Raw genomic sequence first — 3,540 nt, forward strand, 5'->3', positions numbered from 1 at the left:
GCCGCTTCCGGGCCCCGGTCGTCCCGGTGGCCGGGAGGCCGGACGGGACGCTGGAGGTGCCCGCGCCGCCGGACACCGTCGGCTGGTGGGCCCTGGGCGGCCGGCCGGGTGCCGCGCGCGGGACCGTCCTGCTGGCCGGGCACGTCGACTCGCGCGACCGCGGACTCGGCGCGTTCGCGGCCCTGTACGACGTGCCCCTCGGCGCGCACGCCGTGGTGACGGGCGCCGACGGCCGGCGCCACACCTATGTCATCACCGCGCGCCGCGCCTACCGCAGGGAGGCGCTGCCCCGCGGTCTGTTCTCCGACACCGGACGGCCGCGCCTGGCCCTGGTCACGTGCACCGGTACCTACGACCGCGCGCGGCACCGGTACGCGCAGAACCTCGTCCTGATCGGCGAACCGGGCTGAGCGCCCCCGTGGCGTGCTCGGCTACCGGACGCCGTGGACGGCTTCGGGGTCGGTGGGCGAGAGGCCGGTCTGCGCCTTCAGGGCGGTGGGGGCCGGGTTGACGTAGACCGGCGCCGGCTCGTCCTCGGGGGCGCAGGTCCTGGCGATCGTGCCCTTGCCCGCCGGGAGGCTGCCGTCCCTGAGGTAGGCGGTGAAGGTGTCGTCCAGGCACGAGTTGCCGTGGAAGAGGATCTCGTGGAAGCTGCCGCCGTTCTGGACGACGAGCTTGGATCCGGGCAGCGCCTTGTGCATGGCGACGGCGCCCTCGTAGGGGGTGGCGGCGTCCTCGGTGGCCTGGAAGAGCAGGACGGGCGGCAGACCCTTGCCGGTGATCTTCAGCCGGCCGGCCCGGTCGCCCTGGTAGGGCCAGAACATGCAGGCGGCGTTGTACCACATGTTGTTGTAGGTGTAGAAGGGTGCGACGGCGTTGACCTTGGCCTGGTCCTTCTTCCAGAACTCCCAGTCGCGCGGCCAGTTGTTCTCGCTGCACTGCACGGCGTTGTACGCCGGGAACGTGCCGTCGTCGGCGCCCGGGGCGGCGTAGTTGTTGTAGGCGATCCGCAGCGGGCGGTCGTCGTTCTTGGTGAGGTAGGCCGAGAGCACGGTCGCCATCCGCGGCCAGCGCAGGAAGTTGTAGCCGCCGCCGTAGAAGGTGTCCTCGAACTCGGCGGGGCCGATCCTGCCGGGGGCCGGGGCGGCGTCCACCGGCTTGCTCCGCAGCGCGTCCTCGACCTGGTAGTACTTCCGCTTCACCGTGGCGGCGTCCGTACCCAGGTGGTAGACCGAGTCGGCCTTGGCGGTCCACGCCGCGAAGGCGTCGAACCGGCGCTGGTGCTCCTTGTCCTGCAGGATGTTGTGGTCGTACCAGCTGATGGTGGGGCCGACGATGCTGTCCAGCACCATCCGGCGCACGTGTGAGGGGAAGAGCTGGCCGTACGTCGAGCCCAGCGAGGTGCCCCACGAGCCGCCATAGAAATTGATCTTCTGGGCGCCGAGGGCCCGCCGTATGCTGTCCATGTCGCGCGCGTTGTCGACGGTCGTCATGTGCGGCAGGAACCAGCTCCAGTTGGCGGCGCAGTCGGCGGCGTACTTGGCCGACTTCTCCAGCCACGCCTGCGAAGTGCCCTTGCTCACCTGGTAGTCCGGCCGCTCGCCGTCGAAGTAGTGCGCGTCGCACGTGACGTGCGGTTCGCTGGCGTTGGTGCCGCGCGGGTCGAAGCCGATCCAGTCGTAGGTCGAGGCGACGTCCTTGGGGATGCGCCCCGAGATGTAGGCGGGCATCCACAGGCCGGAGTCGCCGGGACCGCCGGGGTTGAGCAGGATCGGTCCCTGCTGCCTGCTCTTGGGCGCGGTGGCCGGGAGTCGGTTCACCTTGAGCTTGATCCTGGCGCCGTCCGGATGCGCGTAGTCCAGGGGCACGTCGAGCATGGCGCACTGCAACGCGGGCGTGGCGGTGTCGCCGCAGGAGCTCCAGACGAGCTTGCCCTGACCCGGGTCCTCCCCCGTGGGCAGGGACGCGGCGGCGGGGGTGACACCCGCGAGGACGCCACCGATGGCGGCGAGGGCCGCGAACGCGGCTCTGAGTCTTCTCATGGCCGAAGCATGTGACAGTGCAATGTCACATGCTTCGGCCTTGCGGCTGGTGTTATCCAACCGTGACTCATGAACTCTTGGTCACCCGGGCCCCCTTGACGGCCTTACGGGCGAGGGCTCACCCCTCCGCGGACGCCAGCGCCTGCTCGTACTCCTGGAACCCGTCCTCCACGCCCAGGAAGACCTCGTCGAAGGCGAGGTAACCCTCGGCGATGACCGGGGTGTCGCGCAGGGCCTCGATCAGGAAGTAGTACGCGCCGAGATCCTCGGTCTCCAGCACGGCGAAGTCGGAGATCCGGCCGCTGAACGCCTCGGCGTCGAAGAAGCGCGCCTTCACCCGGTCCGCGTGGGCGGCGAAGGCCGGCTCGATGTGCGCGGCCCGCATCGCGTTGCGCTCCTCGCGCGAGAGCGCCAGCCACCGCTCGGTGACCGTGTAGGTCAGGACGATGCCGTACTTCATGAGACTCCCCCAGCAGATTTGCTAACACCGTTAACTTTCTGGGCGTCAGTTAAAGTGACACCCGTTAACTTTGTCAAGGGAAGGCAGGCGCACGACCGTGTCCAGCACTCCGGGAGCCCCCACCGGCCGCCGGCACCGGGTTCGCGAGCAGGCGCTGGAGGAGATCCTGCGCACCGCGCGGCGGCTGCTGGTCGAGGACGGCCCCGGTGCCGTCACCCTGCGGGCGATCGCCCGCGAGATGGGCATGACGGCGCCCGGCCTCTACCGCTACTACGCCGGCCACCGGGATCTGATCCAGGCTCTGACCGCGCACCTCTACGAGGAGCTCGCCACCGCCCTGGCGGCGGCCCGCGACCGCCACCCGGACTCCCGGCCCGGGCAGCGGCTGCGGGAGGTGTGCCGCGAACTGCGCCGCTGGGCCCTGGCACACCCGCGGGAATTCGGCCTGCTCTTCGCGAAGCCCGACGCGGACGCCGACACCACGCCCGGTTCCGTCGCCCACGACTCGAGCTGGCGCTTCGGCGGCGTCATCCTGGACCTGATGGTCCACTTGTGGCGGCGGGGAGGCGTCCGGCCGCCGGCGGACCTCGACCCGTCCTGGGCGGCCCAGTTGGAGGAGGTGCGCGAGCACCTGTCCGGCGAGCCCGTGCCGCTGGAGGTCATCTACGTCTTCGTCGCCTGCTGGGCCCGGCTGTACGGGACGGTCGCCGTGGAGGTCTTCGGACACCTCGACTTCGCCCTCACGGACCCCGAGCCGCTCTTCGAGCACACGGTCCGCGACATCCTGACGGCCCTGGGCGACGCCTAGCCCGCCCCCGGAAGGGGAGCCGTCTGTACACTGCCGGCGCACGATCGTACGAACCGAAGGACGCCGTCATGCCCGGCCCGCACTCCGATCCGCCCCGCCGCTGGTGGCGGACGAACCCGGCCCGGGCCGGGCTCCTCGTCTCCGTACCCCTGCTCGGGCTCGTCGAGCCCCTCCTCGGCGCGGCCGCGCTCGTCGCCGCGCTGGTCGTGGTGTGGCGCGGCAACCCGTGG

Annotated in this window: 4 protein-coding genes; 2 read left to right on the top strand and 2 right to left on the bottom strand. The window is 71.1% G+C overall.

Annotation, left to right across the window (positions count from 1 at the left end):
- The coding region (locus tag AB0K09_RS31455; RefSeq protein ID WP_366068803.1) for a class F sortase at window positions 1–410 on the top strand (410 nt) is incomplete at its 5' end.
- A gap of 21 nt (window positions 411–431) precedes the next feature.
- Here the strand turns inward: AB0K09_RS31455 and AB0K09_RS31460 are convergent.
- Entirely contained in the window at window positions 432–2,042 is a 1,611-nt protein-coding gene (locus AB0K09_RS31460) for an alpha/beta hydrolase (RefSeq protein WP_366068804.1), read from the bottom strand.
- A 118-nt stretch (window positions 2,043–2,160) separates the two neighbouring features.
- Entirely contained in the window at window positions 2,161–2,502 is a 342-nt protein-coding gene (locus AB0K09_RS31465; RefSeq protein ID WP_366068805.1) for a darcynin family protein, read from the bottom strand.
- A gap of 97 nt (window positions 2,503–2,599) precedes the next feature.
- On the opposite strand from AB0K09_RS31465, the gene AB0K09_RS31470 reads away from it, so the two are divergent.
- Window positions 2,600–3,310 (top strand): TetR/AcrR family transcriptional regulator, encoded by a 711-nt coding sequence (locus tag AB0K09_RS31470; RefSeq protein WP_366068806.1) that lies wholly within the window; start codon window positions 2,600–2,602, stop codon window positions 3,308–3,310.
- The last annotated feature ends 230 nt before the right edge of the window (window positions 3,311–3,540 follow it).

It is taken from the genome of Streptomyces sp. NPDC049577 (genome assembly GCF_040675635.1).
GTDB lineage: Bacteria > Actinomycetota > Actinomycetes > Streptomycetales > Streptomycetaceae > Streptomyces.